This window comes from Streptomyces sp. NPDC028331 (assembly GCF_055565775.1).
Genome location: NZ_JBVHTR010000020.1, coordinates 97,370 through 120,067, shown reverse-complemented (window position 1 = coordinate 120,067; position 22,698 = coordinate 97,370). Strand labels below are relative to the sequence as shown.

General features: G+C 68.8%; 24 protein-coding genes and 1 tRNA gene. 11 read left to right on the top strand and 14 right to left on the bottom strand.

Annotated elements, in window-relative coordinates:
* Positions 1–2: 2 nt before the first annotated feature.
* From yidD to rpmH, 3 genes are read right to left on the bottom strand one after another with little or no spacing between them, the layout of a single operon-like run.
* Positions 3–356, bottom strand: a complete 354-nt coding sequence (yidD, locus tag ACZ4SW_RS26860) for a membrane protein insertion efficiency factor YidD (RefSeq protein WP_468250737.1) — start codon at positions 354–356, stop codon at positions 3–5.
* Positions 353–727: a ribonuclease P protein component gene (gene rnpA / locus ACZ4SW_RS26855; protein WP_468250735.1), complete on the bottom strand. Its 375-nt coding sequence runs from the start codon at positions 725–727 to the stop codon at positions 353–355. Before rnpA ends, yidD begins: the two co-directional genes overlap by 4 nt.
* 18 nt (positions 728–745) lie before the next feature.
* Positions 746–883 carry a 50S ribosomal protein L34 gene (rpmH, locus tag ACZ4SW_RS26850; protein WP_003956500.1) on the bottom strand — a complete coding sequence of 46 codons (138 nt, stop codon included), beginning with the start codon at positions 881–883 and terminating at the stop codon, positions 746–748.
* 425 nt (positions 884–1,308) lie between these two features.
* Here rpmH and dnaA point away from each other — a divergent pair, with 425 nt between their 5' ends.
* The 9 genes from dnaA to ACZ4SW_RS26805 all read left to right on the top strand — a co-directional run bounded on the left by dnaA (position 1,309) and on the right by ACZ4SW_RS26805 (position 14,455).
* Positions 1,309–3,318: a chromosomal replication initiator protein DnaA gene (gene dnaA, locus ACZ4SW_RS26845; RefSeq protein WP_468250733.1), complete on the top strand. Its 2,010-nt coding sequence runs from the start codon at positions 1,309–1,311 to the stop codon at positions 3,316–3,318.
* 1,170 nt (positions 3,319–4,488) lie between these two features.
* Complete coding sequence (gene dnaN, locus ACZ4SW_RS26840; protein ID WP_468250731.1) at positions 4,489–5,619, top strand: DNA polymerase III subunit beta; 1,131 nt, start codon at positions 4,489–4,491, stop codon at positions 5,617–5,619.
* 241 nt (positions 5,620–5,860) lie between these two features.
* Positions 5,861–6,736: a phosphogluconate dehydrogenase (NAD(+)-dependent, decarboxylating) gene (gene gnd / locus ACZ4SW_RS26835; RefSeq protein WP_468250729.1), complete on the top strand. Its 876-nt coding sequence runs from the start codon at positions 5,861–5,863 to the stop codon at positions 6,734–6,736.
* A gap of 52 nt (positions 6,737–6,788) precedes the next feature.
* A complete protein-coding gene (gene recF / locus ACZ4SW_RS26830; RefSeq protein WP_468250727.1) occupies positions 6,789–7,910 on the top strand; it encodes a DNA replication/repair protein RecF in 1,122 nt (373 codons plus the stop codon).
* Complete coding sequence (locus ACZ4SW_RS26825; protein ID WP_468250725.1) at positions 7,907–8,440, top strand: DciA family protein; 534 nt, start codon at positions 7,907–7,909, stop codon at positions 8,438–8,440. The genes recF and ACZ4SW_RS26825 overlap by 4 nt, the downstream gene beginning before the upstream one ends.
* 378 nt (positions 8,441–8,818) lie before the next feature.
* A complete protein-coding gene (gyrB, locus tag ACZ4SW_RS26820) occupies positions 8,819–10,903 on the top strand; it encodes a DNA topoisomerase (ATP-hydrolyzing) subunit B (protein ID WP_468250723.1) in 2,085 nt (694 codons plus the stop codon).
* Positions 10,904–10,945: 42 nt separating this feature from the next.
* Complete coding sequence (gene gyrA, locus ACZ4SW_RS26815; RefSeq protein ID WP_468250721.1) at positions 10,946–13,540, top strand: DNA gyrase subunit A; 2,595 nt, start codon at positions 10,946–10,948, stop codon at positions 13,538–13,540.
* Between the two features lie 18 nt (positions 13,541–13,558).
* Positions 13,559–14,254: a DUF3566 domain-containing protein gene (locus tag ACZ4SW_RS26810; protein ID WP_468250719.1), complete on the top strand. Its 696-nt coding sequence runs from the start codon at positions 13,559–13,561 to the stop codon at positions 14,252–14,254.
* 124 nt (positions 14,255–14,378) lie between these two features.
* Positions 14,379–14,455, top strand: a tRNA-Ile gene (locus ACZ4SW_RS26805).
* 69 nt (positions 14,456–14,524) lie between these two features.
* Here the strand turns inward: ACZ4SW_RS26805 and ACZ4SW_RS26800 are convergent.
* From ACZ4SW_RS26800 to ACZ4SW_RS26750, 11 genes are all read right to left on the bottom strand, one after another.
* Entirely contained in the window at positions 14,525–15,682 is a 1,158-nt protein-coding gene (locus ACZ4SW_RS26800) for a tyrosine-type recombinase/integrase (protein ID WP_468250717.1), read from the bottom strand.
* A complete protein-coding gene (locus ACZ4SW_RS26795; protein WP_468250715.1) occupies positions 15,682–15,870 on the bottom strand; it encodes a helix-turn-helix domain-containing protein in 189 nt (62 codons plus the stop codon). The genes ACZ4SW_RS26800 and ACZ4SW_RS26795 overlap by 1 nt, the downstream gene beginning before the upstream one ends.
* Positions 15,867–17,261 (bottom strand): replication initiator protein RepSA, encoded by a 1,395-nt coding sequence (gene repSA / locus ACZ4SW_RS26790; RefSeq protein ID WP_468250713.1) that lies wholly within the window; start codon positions 17,259–17,261, stop codon positions 15,867–15,869. Before repSA ends, ACZ4SW_RS26795 begins: the two co-directional genes overlap by 4 nt.
* Positions 17,262–17,265: 4 nt before the next feature.
* On the bottom strand, positions 17,266–17,469 hold the full coding sequence (locus ACZ4SW_RS26785) for a hypothetical protein (protein WP_468250711.1): 204 nt from the start codon (positions 17,467–17,469) through the stop codon (positions 17,266–17,268).
* Entirely contained in the window at positions 17,469–17,648 is a 180-nt protein-coding gene (locus tag ACZ4SW_RS26780; protein WP_468250709.1) for a hypothetical protein, read from the bottom strand. Before ACZ4SW_RS26780 ends, ACZ4SW_RS26785 begins: the two co-directional genes overlap by 1 nt.
* A 94-nt stretch (positions 17,649–17,742) precedes the next feature.
* Positions 17,743–18,054 (bottom strand): SpdD protein, encoded by a 312-nt coding sequence (locus tag ACZ4SW_RS26775; RefSeq protein WP_468250707.1) that lies wholly within the window; start codon positions 18,052–18,054, stop codon positions 17,743–17,745.
* Between the two features lie 19 nt (positions 18,055–18,073).
* A complete protein-coding gene (locus tag ACZ4SW_RS26770) occupies positions 18,074–18,262 on the bottom strand; it encodes a mobile element transfer protein (RefSeq protein ID WP_468250705.1) in 189 nt (62 codons plus the stop codon).
* A 19-nt stretch (positions 18,263–18,281) separates the two neighbouring features.
* Positions 18,282–18,923 carry a DUF2637 domain-containing protein gene (locus tag ACZ4SW_RS26765; RefSeq protein ID WP_468250703.1) on the bottom strand — a complete coding sequence of 214 codons (642 nt, stop codon included), beginning with the start codon at positions 18,921–18,923 and terminating at the stop codon, positions 18,282–18,284.
* Between the two features lie 98 nt (positions 18,924–19,021).
* Entirely contained in the window at positions 19,022–19,228 is a 207-nt protein-coding gene (locus ACZ4SW_RS26760; RefSeq protein ID WP_468250701.1) for a hypothetical protein, read from the bottom strand.
* Between the two features lie 84 nt (positions 19,229–19,312).
* Entirely contained in the window at positions 19,313–20,659 is a 1,347-nt protein-coding gene (locus tag ACZ4SW_RS26755; protein WP_468250699.1) for an FtsK/SpoIIIE domain-containing protein, read from the bottom strand.
* Positions 20,660–20,661: 2 nt separating this feature from the next.
* Positions 20,662–20,991, bottom strand: coding sequence for an SCO3933 family regulatory protein (locus tag ACZ4SW_RS26750; protein WP_468250697.1), 330 nt, complete (start codon positions 20,989–20,991; stop codon positions 20,662–20,664).
* A 169-nt stretch (positions 20,992–21,160) separates the two neighbouring features.
* On the opposite strand from ACZ4SW_RS26750, the gene ACZ4SW_RS26745 reads away from it, so the two are divergent.
* Positions 21,161–22,027 (top strand): GntR family transcriptional regulator, encoded by an 867-nt coding sequence (locus ACZ4SW_RS26745; protein ID WP_468250695.1) that lies wholly within the window; start codon positions 21,161–21,163, stop codon positions 22,025–22,027.
* 4 nt (positions 22,028–22,031) lie between these two features.
* On the top strand, positions 22,032–22,697 hold the full coding sequence (locus tag ACZ4SW_RS26740) for an HAD family hydrolase (RefSeq protein ID WP_468250693.1): 666 nt from the start codon (positions 22,032–22,034) through the stop codon (positions 22,695–22,697).
* The last annotated feature ends 1 nt before the right edge of the window (position 22,698 follow it).

The window sequence follows — 22,698 nt, the reverse complement described above, 5'->3', positions numbered from 1 at the left end:
AATCATGCTCCTTGGGCATGGGACGAGGTCTCTGCGGCCGGGCTCGAAGGAAGAATCCCCTCGATGGCCGGTTCGGCGGCGGAGGGCCCGCCCTTGCGTGCGCGCCAGGCGCCGCGCAGCATTTCGTGCCACCGCGGACGCTTGCGCGGCGGGACATGGTCCACACCGCCGAGCGACCACGGATTGCACCGCAGGATGCGCCAGGCGGTCAGTGCCGTCCCCTTGATCGCACCGTGCCGGTCGATGGCCGTGTAGCCGTAGTGGGAACACGACGGGTAGTACTTGCACACGGGCCCGAGCAGTGGACTGATCGTCCACTGATAGAGCTTGATCAGAGCCAGCAGCGGGTACTTCATCGCGCGCCCCCTCCTCCCAGCAGCCGCTGGAGGGCGGCATCCAGGTCTCGGGCCAGCTGTGCATGGTCTGCGTCACCCGCACCGGGCAGCGCTCGTACGACTACCAGGCTACCGGGGGGCAACACCGCCACTCGGTCACGCATCAGATGGCGAAGCCTGCGCTTCACCTTGTTGCGCACGACCGCTCCACCCACGGCCTTGCTCACGACGAAACCCGCACGCGTCGGGGGAGCGCTCTCCCCAGGCGCGTGCGGGTCCGTGGCACCGCTGCGAAGGTGGACGACGAGAAGCGGGCGTCCGGCCCGGCGTCCTCGGCGTACCGCGGTCGCGAAGTCCTCGCGCCGCCTCAGCCGATGCTCGGTAGGCAGCACGTCATGACCTGTACGCGATCAGGCGGACAGGCGGGCGCGACCCTTGCTGCGGCGGGACGCCAGGATGGCGCGGCCGGCACGGGTGCGCATACGCAGCCGGAAGCCGTGGGTCTTCGCGCGACGACGGTTGTTCGGCTGGAAGGTGCGCTTGCTCACTCGGGGGCTCCAGTAATGATTCGATGGGTGGCGGGGTGTCGCCTGGCTGTCACCGTGCGCCCACGAGTAGCTCGCATTACGCCCGAGTGCACCGCTTCCCGATCACCGAAATGTGCCTGGTCGGCACACTGGTACGTGATCTGTGCCCATCGGAGGCAGGCGGCAGCAGCCATCGACAACTCGACCTGGTTACGGTACGCGGGGCCGCGCCATCCGGTCAAACCGGTGGCCTGTCGGGGACACTTGTCCACAGGCTGGGGACAACAACTTGAACCGCACGGGCCGCCCTGACTACCGTGACTGAACTCCGATTCGTTCCCTTATCCCTGCCCGAGCAGTTTTGCTCCCGACCCGACCGAACCGATTCACATCCCGACCCGTCCCGCAACCACACGTTCGTGGGACCCCGTGAGAGAGCGTGCCCTGTGGCTGACGTACCCGCCGATCTTGCCGCAGTGTGGCCGCGAGTACTCGAGCAGCTCCTCGGTGAGGGCCACGGTCCGGGCGTCGAGGCGAAGGACGAGCACTGGATCAGGCGCTGCCAGCCACTGGCGCTGGTGGCCGACACCGCTCTGCTCGCCGTACCGAACGAGTTCGCGAAGGGCGTCCTGGAGGGCCGGCTGGCACCGGTCGTCAGCGACACGCTGAGCCGCGAGTGCGGCCGCCCGATCCGTATCGCGATCACCGTCGACGACTCCGCGGGCGAGCCCCCGGCCCCGTCCGCCCCCTCGCGCTACGAGGAGCCCGAGCTGCCCTCCCCGCAGGGCCGCGACGCTTATGACGGCGGCGGCTACGAGGGGTACGGCCGCCACCGTGCCGACGACCACCGCGACCACCGCGATCACCGCGCGGGCCGCCCCGACCAGCGTCCCGGCGACCAGCTCCCCGTGATCCGGCCCGACCAGCTCCCGCCCGCCCGGCCCGCGTACCCCGGCGAGTACCAGCGCCCGGAGCCCGGCGCCTGGCCGCGCCCCGCCCAGGACGACTACGGCTGGCAGCAGCAGCGGCTCGGCTTCCCCGAGCGCGACCCGTACGCGACACCGGACTACCGCTCGCAGTCGCTGGACCGGTCGCCGTACGAGCAGCAGCGCTCGGACTACGACGGCGGACGTCCTGACTACGACGGCGGACGCCCCGACTACGAACAGCAGCGCCCCGACTACGACGGGGGGCGCTCGGATTACGAAAAGGGACGCTCGGACTACGACGGGGGGCGCTCGGACTACGACGGCGGACGCTCCGACTACGAACAGCAGCGGCCCGACCGCCGTGAGCTCCCGGAGCCGCCCTCCGGCAACGGCCACGTCCACCGGGGAGGCCCGGTCGGCCCGACCCTGCCCACGACCGGCGCCCCCGGCCCGCTGGCCGCGCAGCCCGCGCCGGCGACCGGGCCGGGCGAGCCCACCGCTCGCCTGAACCCGAAGTACCTCTTCGACACGTTCGTGATCGGGGCCTCGAACCGCTTCGCGCACGCCGCCGCCGTCGCCGTCGCCGAGGCGCCGGCCAAGGCGTACAACCCCTTGTTCATCTATGGGGAGTCGGGGCTCGGCAAGACGCACCTGCTGCACGCGATCGGGCACTACGCGCGCAGCCTCTACCCGGGCACGCGCGTGCGGTACGTGAGCTCCGAGGAGTTCACCAACGAGTTCATCAACTCCATCCGCGACGGCAAGGCGGACGCGTTCCGCAAGCGCTACCGCGACATGGACATCCTGCTCGTCGACGACATCCAGTTCCTGGCGCAGAAGGAGTCGACGCAGGAGGAGTTCTTCCACACCTTCAACACGCTCCACAACGCCAACAAGCAGATCGTGCTGTCCTCGGACCGGCCGCCCAAGCAGCTGGTCACCCTGGAGGACCGGCTGCGCAACCGCTTCGAGTGGGGACTGATCACCGACGTCCAGCCGCCGGAGCTGGAGACGCGCATCGCGATCCTGCGCAAGAAGGCGGTGCAGGAACAGCTGAACGCGCCGCCGGAGGTGCTGGAGTTCATCGCCTCCCGGATCTCGCGCAACATCCGCGAGCTGGAGGGCGCACTGATCCGGGTGACGGCGTTCGCATCGCTGAACCGGCAGCCCGTGGACCTGGGCCTGACGGAGATCGTGCTCAAGGACCTGATCCCCGGCGGCGAGGACACGGCCCCCGAGATCACCGCGACGGCCATCATGGCGGCCACCGCCGACTACTTCGGGCTGACGGTGGAGGACCTGTGCGGCACCTCACGCGGCCGCGCCCTGGTGACCGCGCGGCAGATCGCCATGTACCTGTGCCGTGAGCTGACCGATCTGTCGCTGCCCAAGATCGGCGCACAGTTCGGCGGCCGCGACCACACGACGGTCATGCACGCCGACCGCAAGATCCGCGCGCTGATGGCCGAGCGGCGCTCCATCTACAACCAGGTGACGGAGCTGACGAACCGCATCAAGAACGGCTGACGCGGTCGGCACGGACCCACACAGACGGACCCACGCAGACGGACCCACGCACACGAACCCACGGGCCGATGCACAGAGTCCTACGCCACAGCAGGCGCCCTGGGGCAGAGCAAGGCCCCGGGGCGCCTTCGCGTTCCGCCGCGGCGTTCCCGCCCACGACGCTCCTGACCGACGACGCCCTGTCGGCGATGCCCCTGCGGGCCGCGCCCCCTGCCGGCCGTGCGTGCCCTCGAGCGACGCGGTCGGCTGCGGTGGCGCCGAGGCGCGGCCACCGCCCCGTCCGCCCCGCCCCGCCCCCTCACCGCCCCTCACGCCCCCTCCAGCCCTCCTCCTCGCCACCGCCGCCCACGGTCGGCCGACCCGCCCGGCGGCCACCTCACGACACCCGCTGTTCGAATACCTGCCGGGTTACGGCCACTCTCCACAGATCCGGTGACTTTCTTCCGTCCACATCCTGGGGACCGGGAAGTTGTCCAGATCGCATCCACAGGCGGTACGGCGGGAGAACCATCAGACCAGCTCAGCGGCTTGTGGATTCGTGGACGGAAGATCTCCACAGTCTGTGGACGACGGGCCGGTCCACAGGGTGTGCATGGAGTTGTCCACCGGCAACCCACAGGGCAAGGCCGATTGTCCCCAGTGATCCCCAGCTTCTCCACAGCTCTGTCCACTGTTCGGCAACGCGACGCGGCCCCTCACCGGCGGGAGTGAAAGGCGTCACATCAAGGTGCTGGGTTGCCCTGTGGGAAAGGCGGGTAAAACTGGGGACGGCACTGGGGAGAAGTGCCCCGAGGCTGTGCACGGGGTGTGCAGAACTTTCCGTTCTCCACAGAGACCCCGGGTTGTCCACCGGTCGCGCCCACAGGCCCCGTGGACAAAATTCCGCCTCCGACCTGGGACAACGGGGTTATCCACGGTTTCCACAGGCCCTACTACTACTCCCGACTAGAGAGACCGGGAAATTCGCTTGGAAGCGGGGCCTGTGCACAACTCGCTCTCCGGCTCCCGGCCGCCCCTCGTCACGACTTGACCCCGAGAGGCACCTACTGTCAGTGGGGTGCGTCAGACTGGTCCCCGGTGTCCTTCCCCTCGCCGGGACCCACGACACCGAGTCAGACGACGAAGGCCAAGCAGGGCGGAAGCGCCGGCAACAGCAGGAGGCGGCTTACGGTGAAGATCCGGGTGGAACGCGACGTACTCGCGGAGGCAGTGGCCTGGGCGGCGCGCAGCCTCCCGGCCCGTCCGCCGGCGCCTGTCCTCGCCGGCCTGCTGCTGAGGGCCGAGGACGGGCAGCTGAGCCTGTCCAGCTTCGACTACGAGGTCTCCGCACGCGTGTCCGTGGAGGCGGAGGTCGAGGAGGAGGGCACGGTCCTCGTCTCCGGCCGCCTCCTCGCCGACATCTCCCGCGCCCTCCCCAACCGCCCGGTGGAGATTTCCACAGACGGTGTACGGGCGACGGTGGTCTGCGGCTCCTCCCGGTTCACCCTGCACACACTGCCTGTGGAGGAGTACCCGGCGCTGCCGCAGATGCCGAACGCGACGGGCACGGTCCCCGGCGAGGTCTTCGCCTCCGCCGTGCAGCAGGTCGCCATCGCCGCCGGCCGTGACGACACGCTGCCCGTGCTGACCGGTGTGCGCATCGAGATCGAGGGCGACACGGTCACGCTGGCCTCCACCGACCGCTACCGCTTCGCGGTCCGCGAGTTCCTGTGGAAGCCGGAGAACCCGGAGGCGTCCGCGGTCGCCCTGGTGCCCGCCAAGACGCTCCTGGACACGGCCAAGTCGCTGACCAGCGGCGACAGCGTGACCCTGGCGCTGTCCGGCTCGGGCGCGGGCGAGGGCCTGATCGGCTTCGAGGGCGCCGGGCGGCGGACGACGACCCGCCTCCTGGAGGGCGACCTGCCGAAGTACCGCACGCTGTTCCCGACGGAGTTCAACTCGGTCGCCACCCTCGAGACCGCCCCGTTCGTGGAGGCCGTCAAGCGTGTGGCGCTGGTCGCCGAGCGGAACACCCCGGTGCGGCTGAGCTTCGAGCAGGGCGTGCTGATCCTGGAGGCCGGTTCCAGCGACGACGCACAGGCTGTGGAAAGGGTCGACGCCCAGCTCGAGGGCGACGACATCTCGATCGCCTTCAACCCGACCTTCCTGCTGGACGGCCTGAGCGCGATCGACTCCCCGGTCGCCCAGCTCTCGTTCACGACGTCCACGAAGCCCGCGCTGCTGGGCGGCAAGCCGGCCATCGACGCCGAGGCGGACCAGGCGTACAAGTACCTGATCATGCCGGTGCGGCTGAGCGGCTGAGCGGCCCCGGGGACATCCGGGCCGGGCGGCGTGCCCGGTCCCGGTGTCCACAGCGCCGGGCGGCCTGTGGACGGCCCGCGCCCGGGCTGGGCGCGGGCAGGCGCCGTAGCCGCGGAAAGCCGCAGGTGGGAGGGGCTACGTCTGAGCGCGTATGCCCACAGGTGTGCATGAGCGTCCGGGTTTAGGCTCGGACCAGGTACGCAAGTGCCGTCATGCCACATCGCAACCTAAGGAACAACTGATGGAGCTCGGTCTCGTCGGCCTCGGCAAGATGGGCGGCAACATGCGCGAGCGGATACGCCGCGCAGGCCACACCGTCATCGGATACGACCGCAACCCGGACCTCGCCGATGTCCACAGCCTCGAAGAGCTGGTGGGCAAGCTGAAGGGCCCGCGTGTGATCTGGGTGATGGTCCCGGCCGGTGCCCCGACCCAGTCGACGATCGACGAGCTGGCCGAGCTGCTCGAGCCCGGTGACGTCGTGGTGGACGGCGGCAACTCCCGCTGGACGGACGACGAGAAGCACGCCGCCGAACTCGGCGTCAAGGGCATCGGCTTCGTCGACTGCGGCGTCTCCGGCGGCGTGTGGGGCCTGCAGAACGGCTATGCGCTGATGTACGGCGGGGACCCCGAGAACATCGCCAAGGTGCAGCCGATCTTCGACGCGCTCAAGCCGGAGGGCCCCTACGGCTCGGTCCACGCGGGCAGGGTCGGCGCCGGCCACTTCTCCAAGATGGTCCACAACGGCATCGAGTACGCCATGATGCAGGCGTACGCCGAGGGCTGGGAGCTGCTGGAGAAGGTCCAGTCCGTGGAGAACGTCCGCGAGGTCTTCCGCTCCTGGCAGGAGGGCACTGTGATCCGCTCCTGGCTGCTCGACCTCGCGGTCAACGCCCTCGACGACGACGAGCACCTGGACAAGCTGCGCGGCTACGCCGAGGACTCCGGCGAGGGCCGCTGGACCGTCGAGGCCGCCATCGACAACGCCGTGCCGCTCCCGGCGATCACGGCGTCCCTGTTCGCCCGCTTCAGCTCGCGGCAGGACGACTCGCCGCAGATGAAGATGATCGCGGCGCTGCGCAACCAGTTCGGCGGCCACGCCGTGGAGAAGAAGTAGTCCACAGGGCCGCACGGTGGTCCACAACCCTGGGGGAGGTCGGCGAACGACCATGCACGTCACGCATCTGTCGCTGGCCGACTTCCGCTCGTACGCCCGGGTCGAAGTCCCGCTCGACCCGGGCGTCACCGCCTTCGTCGGCCCGAACGGACAGGGCAAGACGAACCTCGTCGAGGCGGTCGGCTATCTCGCCGCCCTCGGCAGCCACCGGGTCTCCTCCGACGCCCCCCTCGTCCGCATGGGCGCCGAGCGCGCGATCATCCGGGCCGCGGTGCGCCAGGGCGAGAGACAGCAACTGGTCGAGCTGGAGTTGAACCCCGGCAAGGCCAACCGGGCCCGCATCAACCGGTCCTCGCAGGTCAGGCCCCGGGACGTGCTCGGCATCGTACGGACGGTGCTGTTCGCGCCGGAGGACCTCGCGCTGGTCAAGGGCGATCCCGGCGAGCGGCGCCGTTTCCTGGACGAGCTGATCACCGCGCGCTCCCCGCGCATGGCCGGGGTCCGCTCCGACTACGACCGGGTCCTCAAGCAGCGGAACACCCTGCTGAAGACGGCCGCGCTGGCCCGCCGTCACGGCGGCCGCTCCGTGGACCTGTCCACCCTGGACGTCTGGGACCAGCACCTCGCGCGCGCGGGCGCCGAGCTCCTGGCCCAGCGCCTCGACCTGGTCGCGGCCATCCAGCCGCTCGCCGACAAGGCGTACGAGCAACTGGCGCCCGGCGGCGGCCCGGTCGCCCTGGAGTACAAGCCGTCCGCGCCCGGCGAGGCCCACACGCGCGAGGCCCTGTACGAGCAGTTGATGGGGGCGCTCGCCGACGCCCGCAAACAGGAGATCGAGCGCGGCGTGACCCTGGTCGGACCGCACCGGGACGATCTGCTGCTCAAGCTCGGTCAACTGCCCGCGAAGGGGTACGCGTCCCACGGCGAGTCCTGGTCGTACGCCCTGTCGCTGCGCCTGGCGTCGTACGACCTGCTGCGCGCGGAGGGCAACGAGCCGGTGCTCGTCCTCGACGACGTCTTCGCCGAGCTGGACAGCCGCCGCCGCGAGCGGCTGGCGGAGCTGGTGGCGCCCGGGGAGCAGGTGCTGGTGACCGCGGCGGTCGACGACGACGTACCGGACGTACTGGCGGGGACGCGGTACTCCGTGTCCGACGGAACTGTGGAGCGCGCATGAGCACCGACGAGCCCGCACCCAAGAAGACGCCCGAGGTGTCGGGCGTGGACCTCGCGCGCGTGGCGCTGAGGGCCGCCAAGGAACAGGCACGCGCGCGGGGGGAGGCGGCGCAGCAGAAGAGGCAGGCGCGGCGCGGCGGTCTGCGCTCCGGCGCGCGCGGCGACCGGCGCGACCCCATGCCGCTCGGTGCGGCGATCAACCGGCTGATCACCGAGCGCGGCTGGGAGACCCCGGCCGCGGTGGGCGGGGTGATGGGCCGCTGGCCGCAGATCGTCGGTGAGGACCTCGCCCGGCACTGCGTTCCGCAGTCGTACGACGAGGACGAGCGGGTCCTGGTCGTACGGTGCGACTCCACGGCCTGGGCGACGCAGCTCAGGCTGCTGGCTCCGCAGCTCGTGGCGCGGCTCAACGAGGACCTGGGGCACGGCACGGTGCGGCTGATCAAGGTCCAGGGCCCCGGCGGTCCCGTCCGCCGCTTCGGCCCGTTGCGGGCCCCGGGGAGCACCGGGCCTGGGGACACCTACGGGTGACAGACATCACACACAGCCGTCGAGAGGGGTGGTCGGCGGCCCTTTCGGGGTGCCCGCACGCGGTCGCGGACACCGCTCCGACTCCCAGGTAGCCAAGGGTTGACAGCCGGAAGCGCTGAGTGCCGCTCAGAGCCCCTTGGAGCCCCGCTCCGTATATGGGGAGTCGGACGAGACCGGTTGAGGGCGGCACATGCGGACTCAGGTACCGGCAAACCCCCATCACTGTCGGCGCTACCGGTAGACTGGAGGACAATCCCGCCCCGAACGTGGGGACCGCCCGGGAAAAGCTGAGCAACGCTGAATCAAGGCTTACCAACGCAACATGCCGCAGCCGCTCCGGCAACCCTCTCCAGAGGGGTACCCCCAGGAGCCCGGCTCGTGCTGTGCCAGAAAGGGCGCTTCGTGGCCGATTCCGGCAACCCCAACGAGAACATCCAGTCCACCGACGCCGGCGTGAACGGCGCGGGGGCCGCCTCCAACGGCGAGGTCACCGCGTCGTACGACGCCAGCGCCATCACCGTCCTCGAGGGTCTGGACGCGGTCCGCAAGCGACCCGGCATGTACATCGGTTCGACCGGTGAGCGAGGACTGCACCACCTCGTGTACGAGGTCGTCGACAACTCGGTCGACGAGGCGCTGGCCGGGTACGCGGACACGATCGACGTCACGATCCTCGCCGACGGCGGCGTGCGCGTCGTCGACAACGGCCGCGGCATCCCGGTGGGCATCGTGCCCTCCGAGGGCAAGCCGGCCGTCGAGGTCGTGCTGACCGTGCTGCACGCGGGCGGCAAGTTCGGCGGTGGCGGTTACGCCGTCTCCGGCGGTCTGCACGGTGTCGGTGTGTCCGTGGTGAACGCCCTGTCGTCCAAGGTCTCCGTCGAGGTGAGGACCGACGGGTACCGCTGGACGCAGGACTACAAGATGGGCGTCCCCACGGCGCCGCTCGCCAAGCACGAGGCGACCGAGGAGACCGGCACGTCGGTCACCTTCTGGGCGGACCCGGACATCTTCGAGACCACCGAGTACTCCTTCGAGACGCTGTCGCGGCGTTTCCAGGAGATGGCGTTCCTCAACAAGGGCTTGACGATCAAGCTCACCGACGAGCGCGAGTCGGCGAAGGCCACCAGCGGTGCGGACGAGGCGGGCGCGGACGAGAAGGCCGAGGTCAAGTCGGTCACGTACCACTACGAGGGCGGCATCGTCGACTTCGTGAAGTACCTCAACTCCCGCAAGGGAGACGCGGTGCACCCCACCGTGATCGACCTCGAGGCCGAGGACAAGGACAAGAGCCTGTCCCTCGAGGTCGCGATGCAGTGGAACAGCGGCTACAGCGAGGGCGTGTACTCCTTCGCGAACATCATCCACACCCACGAGGGCGGTACGCACGAGGAGGGCTTCCGTGCCGCGCTGACCTCGCTGATCAACAAGTACGCGCGCGACAAGAAGCTGCTGCGCGAGAAGGACGACAACCTCACCGGTGACGACATCCGCGAGGGTCTGACCGCGATCATCTCGGTCAAGCTGAGCGAACCGCAGTTCGAGGGCCAGACGAAGACCAAGCTGGGCAACACCGAGGCGAAGACCTTCGTGCAGAAGGCGGTCTACGAGCACCTCAACGACTGGCTGGACCGCAACCCGGTGGAGGCCGCGGACATCATCCGCAAGGGCATCCAGGCGGCCACCGCGCGCGTGGCGGCCCGCAAGGCCCGCGACCTGACCCGCCGCAAGGGCCTGCTGGAGTCGGCGTCCCTGCCGGGCAAGCTCTCCGACTGCCAGTCGAACGACCCGACCAAGTGCGAGATCTTCATCGTCGAGGGTGACTCCGCCGGCGGCTCGGCCAAGTCCGGCCGCAACCCGGAGTACCAGGCGATCCTCCCGATCCGGGGCAAGATCCTCAACGTCGAGAAGGCCAGGATCGACAAGATCCTGCAGAACCAGGAGATCCAGGCGCTGATCTCCGCCTTCGGCACCGGCGTGCACGAGGACTTCGACATCGAGAAGCTCCGCTACCACAAGATCATCCTGATGGCGGACGCCGACGTCGACGGCCAGCACATCAGCACCCTGCTGCTCACCTTCCTGTTCCGCTTCATGCGCCCGCTGGTCGAGGCCGGGCACGTGTACCTCTCGCGCCCCCCGCTGTACAAGATCAAGTGGGGTCGGGACGACATCGAGTACGCCTACTCGGACCGCGAGCGCGACGCGCTGATCGAGATGGGCCGGCAGCGTGGCAAGCGCGTCCGCGAGGACTCGATCCAGCGCTTCAAGGGTCTCGGCGAGATGAACGCCGAGGAACTGCGCGTGACCACGATGGACCAGGAGCACCGCGTCCTCGGCCAGGTCACCCTCGACGACGCCGCCCAGGCCGACGACCTGTTCTCGGTCCTGATGGGCGAGGACGTGGAGGCCCGCCGCCAGTTCATCCAGCGCAACGCCAAGGACGTCCGCTTCCTCGACATCTGAGTCGGTCTCAGCTGACCGCACCAGGAAGGATCTTCACCAGCAATGGCCGACGAGAACACTCCCGTCACCCCCGAAGAGGGCGGCGAAGTCGCTATGCGCGTCGAGCCCGTCGGGCTCGAGACGGAGATGCAGCGCTCGTACCTGGACTACGCGATGTCCGTCATCGTGTCCCGTGCGCTGCCCGACGTCCGCGACGGTCTCAAGCCCGTCCACCGCCGCGTCCTGTACGCCATGTACGACGGCGGCTACCGCCCCGAGCGCGGCTTCTACAAGTGCGCCCGCGTCGTCGGCGACGTCATGGGCAACTACCACCCGCACGGCGACTCCTCGATCTACGACGCGCTGGTCCGCCTCGCGCAGCCGTGGTCGATGCGGATGCCGCTGGTGGACTCCAACGGCAACTTCGGCTCCCCGGGCAACGACCCCGCGGCCGCCATGCGCTACACCGAGTGCAAGATGGCGCCGCTGTCGATGGAGATGGTCCGTGACATCGACGAGGAGACCGTCGACTTCACGGACAACTACGACGGCCGCTCCCAGGAGCCGACGGTCCTTCCGGCCCGCTTCCCGAACCTGCTGATCAACGGTTCGGCGGGTATCGCGGTCGGCATGGCGACCAACATCCCGCCGCACAACCTGCGCGAGGTCGCGGCCGGCGCCCAGTGGTACCTGGACAACCCCGAGGCGTCGCACGAGGAGCTGCTGGACGCCCTCATCGAGCGCATCAAGGGCCCCGATTTCCCGACCGGCGCGCTCGTCGTGGGCCGCAAGGGCATCGAGGAGGCCTACCGCACCGGCCGCGGCTCGATCACCATGCGCGCGGTCGTGGAGGTCGAGGAGATCCAGAACCGCCAGTGCCTGGTGGTCACCGAGCTTCCGTACCAGGTCAACCCGGACAACCTGGCGCAGAAGATCGCCGACCTGGTGAAGGACGGCAAGATCGGCGGTATCGCGGACGTCCGTGACGAGACGTCGTCGCGCACCGGCCAGCGCCTGGTCATCGTGCTGAAGCGGGACGCGGTCGCCAAGGTCGTCCTGAACAACCTGTACAAGCACACCGACCTGCAGACGAACTTCGGCGCCAACATGCTGGCGCTCGTCGACGGCGTGCCGCGCACCCTGTCCCTGGACGCGTTCATCCGCCACTGGGTGACGCACCAGATCGAGGTCATCGTCCGCCGGACCCGCTTCCGGCTGCGCAAGGCCGAGGAGCGCGCGCACATCCTGCGCGGCCTGCTCAAGGCCCTGGACGCCATCGACGAGGTCATCGCGCTGATCCGGGGCAGCCAGACCGTCGAGATCGCGCGCGAGGGCCTGATGAGCCTGCTGGAGATCGACGACATCCAGGCCAACGCCATCCTGGAGATGCAGCTCCGGCGCCTGGCCGCCCTGGAGCGCCAGAAGATCGTCCAGGAGCACGACGAACTCCAGGCGAAGATCAACGAGTACAACGAGATCCTCGCCTCCCCCGTCCGCCAGCGCGGCATCGTCAGCGAGGAGCTGACCGCGATCGTCGAGAAGTACGGCGACGACCGGCAGACCAAGCTGATCCCGTACGAGGGCGACATGTCCATCGAGGACCTGATCGCCGAGGAGGACATCGTCGTCACGGTCACCCGCGGCGGCTACATCAAGCGCACCAAGACCGACGACTACCGCGCCCAGAAGCGCGGCGGCAAGGGCGTACGCGGCACGAAGCTCAAGGAAGACGACATCGTCGACCACTTCTTCGTGTCGACCACGCACCACTGGCTGCTGTTCTTCACCAACAAGGGCCGCGTCTACCGGGCCAAGGCCTACGAGCTGCCGGAGGCCGGCCGGGACGCGCGCGGCCAGCACGTGGCCAACCTGCTGGCCTTCCAGCCGGACGAGGCGATCGCCCAGATCCTTGCGATCCGCGACTACGAGGCGGCCCCGTACCTGGTGCTGGCCACCAAGTCCGGCCTGGTCAAGAAGACGCCTCTGAAGGATTACGATTCGCCCCGCTCCGGCGGTGTGATCGCGATCAACCTCCGTGAGACGGCGGACGGTTCCGGCGACGAACTGATCGGTGCCGAACTGGTCTCGCCCGAGGACGATCTGCTTCTGATCAGCAAGAAGGCACAGTCGATCCGGTTCACGGCGACCGACGAGTCGCTGCGCCCGATGGGCCGCGCCACCTCGGGTGTCAAGGGCATGAGTTTCCGTGAGGGAGACGAACTGCTCTCGATGAATGTTGTTCGACCCGGTACGTTCGTGTTCACTGCCACCGACGGTGGGTACGCGAAGCGGACCGCCGTCGACGAGTACCGCGTCCAGGGACGCGGCGGCCTCGGCATCAAGGCCGCCAAGATCGTGGAGGACCGCGGCTCGCTCGTCGGCGCGCTGGTGGTCGAGGAGACCGACGAGATCCTCGCCATCACACTGTCCGGCGGTGTGATTCGTACGCGAGTCAATGAGATCAGGGAGACGGGCCGTGACACCATGGGCGTCCAACTGATCAACCTGGGCAAGCGCGATGCCGTGGTCGGTATCGCACGTAACGCCGAGGCGGGACGCGAGGCGGAGGAAGTCGACGGCGACGTGGCCGTGGACGAGACCGCGGAGGGTGCCGCGACCACCGGCACGGACGAGGGTGAGGCGCCCTCGGCCGAGTAGCACGAGGAGTGAGTCAGCGTGAGCGGAGCCACGGGCGCCGGATCGACCGGTACGGACACGGACGGCGGCGGCCGTGGCTCCGCCGCGGAGGCGACGGATACGCACACCACGAATCTGAAAGCGATCAAGCCGCCCGCGGCCGACTCGCCCTCGTCCGACCCGCAGGCCACCCCCGGAGCCGCCCCGGCCGCTTCCGGTGCCGCACAGCCGCCCGCGTCCCCCCTGCCCGGAGAACGCCGGCCGCAGCAGCCCGCCGGGCCCTACCACCCGCCGCAGGCCTACCAGTCGCAGGCGCCGGCGGGTGCCGTACGCCGCCCGCGCACCGGGGCGAGCACGATGCCCCGCACCCGCAAGGCCCGCCTGCGCGTGGCCAAGGCCGACCCGTGGTCGGTGATGAAGGTCAGCTTCCTGCTCTCCGTCGCGCTCGGCATCTGCACGATCGTGGCCGCCGCGGTGCTGTGGATGGTCATGGACGCGATGGGCGTCTTCTCCACGGTCGGCGGCACGATTTCGGAGGCCACCGGCTCGAACGAGTCGAACGGCTTCGACCTGCAGTCGTACCTGTCCCTGCCGAACGTCCTGATGTTCACCACGATCATCGCGGTCATCGACGTCATCCTGGCGACCGCCCTGGCGACGCTCGGCGCCTTCATCTACAACCTGTCGGCCGGCTTCGTCGGCGGTATCGAACTGACGCTGGCGGAGGACGAGTAGACACCGCTCTTCGCGCCCTCGCGGAGCGTCGGAAGCCCGCCTCCGGGTATCGATTTTGGGACTTCCCACCTGGTGCGCTAATCTTCAGGGGTCAGCGCGCGGGAGACAAACCGCAGAGCGCGGCGGGGCTATAGCTCAGTTGGTTAGAGCGCATCCCTGATAAGGATGAGGCCACAGGTTCAAATCCTGTTAGCCCCACCAGCCAAAAGACCCCCGGTCCACTAGGGCCGGGGGTCTTTTGACACCCACGATTGACACCAACAGCGACGGTCAGCCGATCAGCGGATCTTCCAGCAGCTCAGCGAGCATCGCTACGGCTTCCCGCTCACTGTCGCCGACCACATGCGTGTAGACATCCATGGTCATGCTGATCTGGCTGTGCCGGAGGATCGCCTGAGCCACCTTGGGGTGCACCTTCAGGAAGGCGAGCAGCGTGCCGCAGGTGTGCCGGGCGAGCCGGACCGTGATGCGACGCACACCAGCCCGCTTCACGAGCCGATCGAAGGTCCGGGAGAAGCCCACCGGGTCGATCATGCCGCCACGCTCCGAGGAGAAGATCAGGTCATGGTCCGGCTCCTGCGACCAGTGCTCACCAGCGATCTTCCGCTCCAGCTCTTGCAGCTCCCGCCGCTCCTCCAGGGCACGAGCGCAAAACTCCGGCAGCGGGAGCACTGCCTGAGAGGACTCGGTCTTGAGGTCCTTGAGGACCAGGCCGACGCCCTTGACCCTCTGCACCTGCTTGACCGGGGTGAACTGGCGGGCCTCGAAGTCGACGTCCTGCCAGCGCAGGCCCAGGACCTCACTGCGGCGAAGGCCGAGGACCAGGACGAGCACGCAGGCCGCGTAGAGACGGTGAGCGCGGACCGAGCGAAGGAATGTGATCGCCTCCCGCGCGCTCCATGCCGCGCCCTTGTCCTTGGTGACCTTGGGCATGTCGACCAGCAGCGCGACGTTGCGCGTCAGCAGCTCCTCACGGATGGCCCGGTTGAGCGCGTTCCGGAGGACACGGAGCACCTCGAAGCGGGTAGCCGCGCCGATCTCCTCACGCTTTAGCGTGGCCATGAAGGCGCGGAGCTGGGCAGGCGTGAGCTTCACCAAGGGTTTCTTGCCGAGATGCGGCAGCAGGTACAGCCGGATCTTGGACTCGTACTTGGCGTAGGTGTTGTGCTCGCGCTCCGGCTCCACGATGTGCTCAAGCCAGTACGTCAGCCACTCGCCGACCGTCCAGGAGCGGGACGGCACTGGGACGCCGTTGCGCTCTTGGTCCTGGAGCTTGCCGAGCTTCTCGTTGGCTTCGTCCCAGGTGGCGCCGTAGACGGTCTTGCGGACACGGTTGCCATCCGTGTCGGTGACGTACGCACGTCCCATATAGCGACCGTCCGCCCGCCTTGAGATCGTGCCGCCACCGTTGGGGCGCTTCTTGGCCATCAGGCACCCCTCTCGATCTGCCGCCGGATGAAGTCCCCGACCGAGTCCGCAGGGATTCGGCGGCATCCGTCGACCTTGATCGAGGTCAGGCGGTGCGTGCGGATCAGGTCATAGACCTTGGTCCGGCCGACCTTGAGCCGCGCCATGACTTCCGGCACGGTCAGGAGTTCGGCGGTGGCGGTTGTCATGCGGCGGCTCCTTCCAAGGCGAGCTGAGCGGGCAGTTCTTCGCGGGCGATCTCGCGGTTGAGCTGGATGTCCCGGCGGATGTTGGCAGCGAGCCAGGATTCGCCGGGTGTGTGGCCGTGGCCGGCATAGGTCCAGTGGGCGAGCGTGAGCGTGGTCACCTCCGGGTCGTCATCGAGGTCGGGCAGGCCGAGGGCGGCGCGTTGCTGGGCTGCGCGGTAGTCAGCGCGTGCCTGGCGCAGTGCGCCGAGGGTGGTGGAGTAGCGGCGGGACTTGGTGGAGAAGTGGCCGCGGAAGCCGAGCATGTGAGCCCAGTCCCGCAGCTTCCGGTCCGGGTAGAGCGGGTGCAGGTCGAGGCACGCCTCGATCAGCCGACGAGGGTGGTCGGGCACGCCGAGCAGGGTGAGGGCTTCCTTGTTGCCGATGCGCCGGTCCACAGTGCCGGTGGTCTCGGCCGCTTTGGTTGCGTACTTGGCCACGTAGGAGGCCACGGCCTGTTCGGTGATCTCGTCGCCGTTGCCAAAGGCTCCGATGGGCTGGACGTCGAGCTGTGTGCCCCAGCGCAGGGTGCGTGCTGGCTGGTCACCGGCGGGCGGCACGTCGACCGTGACGCGGGCAGCGGCGGCGCGGATGGCGTCGGCGAGCAGGTCGAGCGTGGCCCAGGCCGGAGGCGGGGTGTCCGGCCCTTCCGGTCCGTCGAAGCGGATTACGGCGTGGAAGTGGACGGCTCCGCGCTTCTGGTACTCGGCCACCTTGCCGAAAGAGACGCGGGACTGTTCCCGGGCGGCCTTCTGGGTGAGCCCGGCACGACGGGCGATCTCACGGCGCAGGTAGATCGTGAAGTAGCGCCACAGCTCGGAGGCGTGGTTGTTCCACAGCACGGCGCCCGCGTAGTCGTACGTCGCCGGATCGAGCGGGGTGCCCAGCTCTGGTGCATCCTCGCCGTGGCGGATACCGCAGCGGCAGGGCCGGTTCCCGGGGCGGTTGTGGACGGGGCCGAACGAGGGGGCGGTGAGGGTGGCGAAGACTCGGGGGTGATCGCGCACGGTGTGCGGAGTGCCCTTGTCGGTGTCCCCGGTCAGTCCGGCGCGGATGAGGTGGTAGGTGTCTCCGGCGTAGGTCCAGGCGCAGGCGGGGCAGCGGGCGGCCCGCCGGTTGCCGCAGGCCACGCGGAGCATGCCGCCCGGCTCATGGTCGGTGGTGTAGTGGTGCAGGACCGTGCCGGTGGCCGGGTCGATCGTCTTGGTCGCTCCGACGAGCCGGATGGGGTCAGCGCAGCCGCCGGTGCGGCGGATCTGTTCTTGCCAGCGGTCGAAGTCGCCGGACCCGGCGACCCTCAGCACGTCGGCGAGGGTGGCCGGGTCCAGGCCCGCCATGGTGGCGGTGTCGGTCACGCGATCACCTCGTGTGTGCGGGGCCGTGGTTGTTGGTGTAGTCCTCGACTAGGCGCTTGACGTTGGCGTCACCGTTGGCGTGGTCCTCAGCGCCGCAGCCGCCGCATACGTAGTCGGCCTGGGAGCGGCTGTACTTCGTGCCGCCACGGACGCGCAGGCCCGGCTTGTCCTCAGTCGGGTAGAGATCGGCGGGCATCTTGCGGAACATCAGGCGGACACCTCCTGCTTGCGCACCAGGCGGGCGGTGCCGGTGCCCTTGCAGGCCGGGCAGGTGACGCGGAGGGTGGCGCGGGTGCCGTCGCGGTGGCGGGTGCCGGTGGTGATGGCGACGGCGGCGAAGCCGTCGCAGTCACGGCAGACGGGCGTGTTCTGGGCGTGCTGGGGCATGATGGGGTCTCCCTTTCGGGTCCGTTGGATCTGGAAGAGGTGCAGGCGCCCGGAGCGGCGGAAGTTTGGCGACCGAGGCCGCTCCGGGGGCCGTTCAGTGGTTGTGCAGATCCTTGACGAGCAGGCGGAGGACGACCGCGACCACGGCGACCGAGACTCCGGTGATGGCCACGGCGAGCAGCAGCGAGACCAGGACCGTGCCGACGACGAGCACCACGGCTCCGCCACCGACGGCGAGCGCGAGCGCGCTGCCGGGGGTGAGCTGGACGGTGGGCCGGTTGGAGGCCGGGGCGACCGGGGCCGGTGCCGTCTGCGGGGCGGGAACCGGGGCCGCCGCGGTGGACGGCTGCGGAGCGGTCGGGGTGGTGGGGGCGGTGTCCGGGGGCGGGTACTTCGGGGTGAACACGGGTGGGTCTCCTCTCGGGTCAGGGGTTGCAGCGGTGGGTGCGGGCGGCGAGTTCGGCGGCCGAGCGGTCGCGGTGCTCGGTAGAGAAGCCGCAACCGGGGGCGGTGCAGGCGGCGGTGTGCCGGGTCTGGCCACGGCCGTTGTGGTAGGTGCCGACCTGGACGGGGCCGATGCGGATCACGTCGTAGAAGCGGTTCGGGCGGGCCATGCGTGGACCTCCTTGTCTGTCAGGCGAGCTGGGCGACGATCGCCCCGGCGAGGTCTTCCGGGATGCCGAGCCGGGCGCGCAGCGTGGCCGTGTCGATCTCGGCACCGGTCCGGGAGCGGTGATCGGCGGCGACCTTCCGGGCGTGGTCGACCAGCGCCGGAGGCACCGACGGGGCCGGGGTGGCTTGAGGCAGAGCAGGAGCAGGCTCCGCAGTGGTGACGGGATCGCGCTCGACTTCCGGGGTGGGCCCGGGGGCCGGGGCTGCGGGCGCCGGCAGAACCGGCGCCGGGTCTTCGGCGTGGTCGGGGGTGTGGGCGAGCAGGGTGCCGCCAAGGAACGCCAGCGCGGGCCATCCGGCGACGAGGATGCGCAGCCAAGCCGGAACGTCGGCAAGGTCGAGGAGTCCGGCGGTGGCGATATTGGCGCCGAGCGAGGCGACCAGGGCCACCAGGAACCAGCACCAGGCAAGCCGAGACGGCCCGTCCGTGCGGAGCCGCCGCCACACGGCGACCAAGAGCAGGTCGACGCTGACCGGGTAAGCCCAGGCTTTCCAGCCGGACTGTCCCGCGGCTGCGGCGAGGTCGTGCAGGTGGGCGAAGGACAACGCACCAGCAATCACGGCCTGAACCAGGACGGCATCCAGGCGGATCGAGCGGGGCACGGGTCTTCACCTCCCTTCGTGGCAGAACAGGGGCAGTTGCGCGTGCGAGGCGGCCGGGCTTGTGGCCGCGGCGGCGCAGCGTGTGGCGGTGGCCACGGTCACCACCCCTCGCCGGGGTACTGGGGGCCGTCCTTGGGGTCGTAACCGGGCGGGAACAGGCCGGGTGGCGGCTCGGGCAGTGAGGCGGCCAGGGAAGGGCCGATGGCATCGATGAAGCTTTGGTCGGCGTCCGCCGTGTGGGCGTAGTGGCCGAGCTGGAGGAGCAGCAGCACCGTGCGGGCGAAGTCCTCACGCTGGGGGCACATGGCGGGGCTCTCCCTTCTTCAGGCATGGCAGGGCTAGGGGACCCGGCGCGAAGCGGTCGCGCCGACCGAAGAAGTGCAAGGGGGTTACTCAGTGACCGGGTGCGGCTTGACCAGCGGCACCGGCTCCATCTCCGGCTCGGGAAGGGGCCGGACGGTCGGCCGGAACGGGGCCAGGAACGGCAGTTCCGGGGTGAGATCGGCGAACTGGCGGCACACGGCCACCACCTCGTCCGAGGAGGTCTCGGGAGTGCGGATGCGGGACCAGCCGCCGGAGGTGTCACCGGCCACCGCCACGCCGGGGCGGTCCGGAGCGATCGTGGTCGCGGCCATCACGGCATCCGGGGCGATGTCGCCGAGGCCCATTTCCGCGGTCTGCTTGTCGTTGACCCGGTGCACCACACGGCCGGTGAGCTGCGCGCGCAGCGCGGTCGCGCCCTTGCCCAGGTCCGAGCCGAAGCGCTGCCCGCAGACCTCCAGGAAGATGCCGACCGCGCGGGCCATCTGGCCCAGCCGGACCATTTGCATGACCGAGCGGTCCCGGCGCTCCTCGTCCTTCCTGGAGGTCACCAGGAACAGCTCAGCCACCTCGTCGACGAGGACGACCAGGGGCACCGGCCGTACCTCATCGGGCAGTTCCCACAGGTCCGATGCGCCGTGTTCGGCCAGCAGGTCGAAGCGGTCTTCCATCTCGCCCACCAGCGCATCCAGCAGGCGCGAGGCGTCGTCCGGGGTGGTGACCAGGGCGGACAGGCGGGGCGCGTAGCGGTTCTGTTCGACACCGCGCTTGCAGTCGATGCCGACCAGGCCGACCGGCAGCGGGGCGAGCCCCTTGATCAGATTGCGCTGATACATGGACTTGCCGGACTGGTTCGCGCCCAGGGTCAGTGCCATGGGCACCTTGCGGTAGTCCCGCTCGAACACCGAGCCGTCCTCCCGCAGCGCCACCGGCACCACCAGGTCACGAGGCTGCGCCGAGCGCGGCAGACGGACCCGCTTGAGCACGTCATAGCCGGTCATCCGCAGCTCGACATACCCAGGCTTGGTCTCCACCACGGTCACCGACCGCACACCCCACGCATGGCGCAGACGCTCGGAGGACGCCACCACATCCGCGGGTTCCAGTCCTGCCGGAAGCCGGAGGGTGACCCGCAGACCGGTCGAGGTCGGGCGGACCCGGCGGACCTTTGGCGGCACCGGGCGAACCTCACGGCGGGCCACGTTGCGGGTCACGAAGGCCCGCAGGCCGGACGGCTGCACCGTCAGCCCGCACACGTCCATCGTGGACCGGTAGGTCCAGGTGAACCGGCCCCACGTGGCCGGGAGACCGACCAGCGACCAGTACACGCGCGGTGCGCGGACCTTCGCGTAGCCGAGCCCGCCAGCTCCCGCTAAGGCTCCCGTGGCTTCTAGCCACATCGTCACGTCGGTCATGGTCAGGCCGCCGGGGTGATCGCGACCGCGCGGAACGAGATCCCGTGCCGCTTCTGGCCGTTGAACTCGTTCTCCCAGTCACGGGCCTTGAGGCCGACCACCCGCACCGGCATACCCGGCGTAAGGCCCTCGGCGAGCCCCGTCTCGGGGATCGTCACCTGGTACAGGTTCCCCTCCCCCTCGTCGGAGACAAGCAGGCCCACGGTCGACAGGCCCGCACCGGTCTCCCGGTCCATCGCCCGCTCACCGGTCTTCGCGTTCGCCAGCTTCGGCGTCGGCGCGGTCGCCACGAAGACCACAGCGGTCGAAAGGTCGATCTTGAAGGACGGCATTTGAGTACTCCCTGTGTTGACGTCGGGGCAGCCCAAAGAAGGGCCTCCCGACCTGACCAACTTGGCTAGCCTGGTCGGGATGACCTCAACGTAGCCAGCCTGGCTAGTCATGTCAACACCTGACTGTCCTGGCTGCCTTGATGGGGAGGTGGGGCCGTAGCATTGGGGCATGACCTTCACGCCGGAACCCTTGGATCCAGACGACAGTCGGCCGCCGTATGAGCAGGTGGCGAGCAGCCTGAGCGCGGCCATCCGAACGAAGAAGCTGGCTCCCGGTGAAAAGCTGCCTTCGCATAACAAGCTGACTGAGCTGTACGGGTTTGCCCGAGCGACGATCCAGCGAGCGCTTCGTGACCTTGAGGATGAAGGTCTGGTCGTATCCCGAAAGGGGAGTGGGGTCTACGTCAGGAATCGGACCGAGCGACCCGCCGGCCTACGCCCCTACGTAGAGCAGGCGTTCACGAGTCGGAATGTCTCTATCGACTTCGCTGGCTTTTCGAGCGAGACCCTGCATGCTGCCCTACAGGACCCAATCGACAAGATTCGTGTAGGGCGGCTCACTCCGGCCAGCATCAAGATCCGCATTCTGGTACCGGACATGGCCGTGCCTCAGGCTGCCCCAGTGCGAAAGAGTGACGGGGCGGATGACCCACGTCTGCGCATGCGCATGCATGACTTGATGGTCGGTTTCACCCGGGGGATCTCCAACCAGGTGCATGAGTTGAGTCTCCTCGGATTGGTTCCTGAGACAAACGTCTCAGTCCGTGTGCATAGTGGGACACAGTTCTTCAAACTCTACGTGATCAACCAAGAAGACGTGTTCTTCGGCTATTACCCGATTCGACCTAACAAGGTGGTCGTGCAAGGGGAGGCCATCGAAATTTTCGACCTGATCGGGCCGGACGCAACCCTATTTCACTACTCGATAAACGAGGGTGAATCCTCCAGCGGGGCCCAACAAGTTGATCAGGCCAGGATGTGGTTCGATAGTGTGTGGACCACCATTGGAAGGGACTTCAATCCCGATGGCGAATAAGAGCGTGGCGGAGGTAATCTCGACTACCCGTAGCGTCCTCTTCGATTTCGACGGGCCCATCTGTAATGTATTCGCCGGGCTGCCCGCTCCGGAAGTCGCTAGAAGCCTTGCCAATACGATGCGTGGATTCGATAGGGATCTGGCGGAGAAGATGGACGGAATGGACTTCATGGATGCACTCCGTATTTCTCCTCAAGGGGGGGAAAGTGCTCTGCGGGCCGTGGAAGAGTGTCTAGTCGAGGCTGAACTTGCGGCAGTAAAAATGGCAGGAGAACCCACTCCTGGGGCCGTGGCCTCACTCGAAGCGGCCAGGGCGTCAGGCCGAGATGTAGCAATCGTGAGCAATAATTCCTCTGAGTGTGTGATGGAATTCCTTGCGCGCCACAATCTAACCTCTCTGGTGCAAGAGATTGTTGGGCGCCCCGCTCGCCAGCCAGACCGAATGAAACCGTCGCCCTACATGCTCCTGATGTCCGCCGCTCGCTTGGGTACCGCGCCGCAGGTCTGCACAATCGTGGGGGACTCAGTGACCGATATCGAGGCTGCGATTGCGGCAGGAGCCATGTCCATCGGCTATGCCAATCGGGTCGGCAAAGAACTTTCCCTGGCGGAGGCCGGGGCTGATGCGGTAATCGACTCCATGGGCGCCCTGGCTAACGCTCTCGTTTGAG

What these genes read in the sequence shown, in the direction of transcription:
- ACZ4SW_RS26780 (WP_468250709.1), bottom strand. Translation starts at nt 17,648, where the DNA reads ATGCCCCAGCACGCCCAGAACACGCCCGTCTGCCGTGACTGCGACGGC.
- recF (WP_468250727.1), top strand. Translation starts at nt 6,789, where the DNA reads ATGCACGTCACGCATCTGTCGCTGGCCGACTTCCGCTCGTACGCCCGG.
- ACZ4SW_RS26760 (WP_468250701.1), bottom strand. Translation starts at nt 19,228, where the DNA reads ATGTGCCCCCAGCGTGAGGACTTCGCCCGCACGGTGCTGCTGCTCCTC.
- ACZ4SW_RS26800 (WP_468250717.1), bottom strand. Translation starts at nt 15,682, where the DNA reads ATGGCCAAGAAGCGCCCCAACGGTGGCGGCACGATCTCAAGGCGGGCG.
- ACZ4SW_RS26750 (WP_468250697.1), bottom strand. Translation starts at nt 20,991, where the DNA reads ATGCCGTCCTTCAAGATCGACCTTTCGACCGCTGTGGTCTTCGTGGCG.
- ACZ4SW_RS26745 (WP_468250695.1), top strand. Translation starts at nt 21,161, where the DNA reads ATGACCTTCACGCCGGAACCCTTGGATCCAGACGACAGTCGGCCGCCG.
- yidD (WP_468250737.1), bottom strand. Translation starts at nt 356, where the DNA reads ATGAAGTACCCGCTGCTGGCTCTGATCAAGCTCTATCAGTGGACGATC.
- ACZ4SW_RS26755 (WP_468250699.1), bottom strand. Translation starts at nt 20,659, where the DNA reads ATGACCGACGTGACGATGTGGCTAGAAGCCACGGGAGCCTTAGCGGGA.
- ACZ4SW_RS26770 (WP_468250705.1), bottom strand. Translation starts at nt 18,262, where the DNA reads ATGGCCCGCCCGAACCGCTTCTACGACGTGATCCGCATCGGCCCCGTC.
- ACZ4SW_RS26785 (WP_468250711.1), bottom strand. Translation starts at nt 17,469, where the DNA reads ATGTTCCGCAAGATGCCCGCCGATCTCTACCCGACTGAGGACAAGCCG.
- ACZ4SW_RS26825 (WP_468250725.1), top strand. Translation starts at nt 7,907, where the DNA reads ATGAGCACCGACGAGCCCGCACCCAAGAAGACGCCCGAGGTGTCGGGC.
- gnd (WP_468250729.1), top strand. Translation starts at nt 5,861, where the DNA reads ATGGAGCTCGGTCTCGTCGGCCTCGGCAAGATGGGCGGCAACATGCGC.
- ACZ4SW_RS26795 (WP_468250715.1), bottom strand. Translation starts at nt 15,870, where the DNA reads ATGACAACCGCCACCGCCGAACTCCTGACCGTGCCGGAAGTCATGGCG.
- gyrA (WP_468250721.1), top strand. Translation starts at nt 10,946, where the DNA reads ATGGCCGACGAGAACACTCCCGTCACCCCCGAAGAGGGCGGCGAAGTC.